This window comes from Kitasatospora sp. UYEF31, from assembly GCF_057291755.1.
Genome location: NZ_JBXAWK010000143.1, coordinates 1 through 1,757, shown reverse-complemented (window position 1 = coordinate 1,757; position 1,757 = coordinate 1). Strand labels below are relative to the sequence as shown.

General features: G+C 65.2%; 2 protein-coding genes. Both read left to right on the top strand.

Annotated elements, in window-relative coordinates:
- Positions 1–152: 152 nt before the first annotated feature.
- Positions 153–350 (top strand): hypothetical protein, encoded by a 198-nt coding sequence (locus AC0Z36_RS29575; RefSeq protein WP_485466165.1) that lies wholly within the window; start codon positions 153–155, stop codon positions 348–350.
- 224 nt (positions 351–574) lie between these two features.
- Entirely contained in the window at positions 575–1,606 is a 1,032-nt protein-coding gene (locus AC0Z36_RS29570; RefSeq protein ID WP_485466164.1) for a hypothetical protein, read from the top strand.
- Positions 1,607–1,757 lie beyond the last annotated feature (151 nt).

The following is a 1,757-nucleotide window of genomic DNA, read 5'->3' as shown; positions in this document are numbered from 1 at the left end:
GACCCCAGCCAGCTACGAAGCCGGACTCCACCTGTGCGGCGCGATGCTCTGGCTCCGCAGCATCGCGCCGAATTCATGATCCGAATTCCAGACAGAACCTAGTGCCACATCACCGTACGAACCGGGCCATGGGTGGGAGTACGGCGGCGTGGGTGAACGGTCCGGCAAATATTCTGGTGGCATGTGTGCTGTGCAACGGCTGGTTCGAGGATGAGCCGGAAAAAGCGTACGAGTTCGGGTGGAAGGTGCGGCGTCCGGCTGATCCGGGAACGGTTCCGGTGCGGTATCCGGACGGCGGCTGGTGGTTGTTGGACAACTTCGGTGACCGGCTGCGTACGCAGGGCTGGTAGGCGATTGGGGGCTGCGTACGATGTTGGTGGCGGCCAGTCAGCGGCGGGCGTTGGAGGGCTGCGGGGAGGGATGTTGGCCTCGCAAGCAACCTCTGAAGTTGGATGGGCGCTTGTTGGCACGCGTGGATACGATAGAAATGTCATCGCCCCTCCGGGGCTGCAACAGTGCCAGGGCCGCCCGGTTGTCGACCCGAAGCGGTGACAACCACGCAGGAGGACCCCACATGTCGGACTCGCCCACAGGCAGGCCCCTCCTGCCGGACACTGTCCTAGCCGAGGCTCAGACTGCCCTCGAAGCGCACCTTGCCGGAGCCGACCTCATCGACGCCCGGGTCCGGGCCGCCGAATTCGGCGTCGACGCCGAGGACGAACTCACCGGCTTCGTTCAGAAGCGAAAGCGCCTGGTCGCGGACTACCGCAACCAGGGCGGCAGACCCGCGCGTATTGCGGTGGCCGCTGGTACACACGAATACAACGTCTACAACATCTGGCGTGAGTTCTACGGTGCGGACGGCGAGTCGCCGCCGGAATCTGATCGCGAAGACGCCCGCCACTACGCCGACCTCGTCGACCTGGCCGCCGACATCGCCCGGTGCTACGCACACGTTACGGTCGCCGATGCTTTTTCCCAGGCCAACGCCGTCGGCCCTGCGTTGCTGTTGCCGCTGGGCCGGAAACTCAAATTGCGCCTGCCCGTCGAAGAATCGTACGAGCGTCTTGGTTTGGACCCCGGAGGTTCGGCGGCGTACGCCGTTGCCAAGGCCGCGGCCGTGTACGTCGATGCCGACCGCGAACTCGGTGAGCTGTACGCCGTACGGGACAAGACCGCCGTGTCGATGTCCTTCTACAATCCGGTGCCCAACCTGAACGTGAAAGCGGGCGTCAGCCGTTCTTACCTGATTCGTCTTCGCCGCGCTGGGCTGGGCCTGGCCGACGATGAGACATTGCCTGGCGGTCCGGGGGCTCCGACGGAGGAAACCCACGAGACGGTACGCATGGCGGCCAAGGCCGCCAGGGTGCCGCGTGTCAGCAAAGCTGAGGTCGCGGCTCTGCCGGGCCTCGTCCAGCAGATCGGGGAGCTGGAAGTGCTGGCCGACGCCGCGCTATTTGTCCGCACCCGGGCGGTCAACGATCTGCTCGGCACGGGGCGGTGGAAGCAGCAGTGGGTGGCGTACCTGGCCGGCGTGTCCATTGGGAGCATCGCGTACCTGGCTGGCCGCAGTCAGGCCAAAAAGCGGCAGTACCCGGGCGGGTAAAAGATTTTCCCGCAGGGACGTGACAGATCGACGGTCGGGACCGTTCCCCTATGTAGCAATGCCGCGTAGCTTAAGTTGATCATGCTGTGAGGATGAGTTCGGTGGCGTTGACCAGGTCGATTCGCGGGGGCGTGAGGTGGCGGGTGCCGGT

Excerpts from the sequence above, each read along its gene's own strand:
- AC0Z36_RS29570 (WP_485466164.1), top strand. The coding sequence starts at position 575 with ATGTCGGACTCGCCCACAGGCAGGCCCCTCCTGCCGGACACTGTCCTA.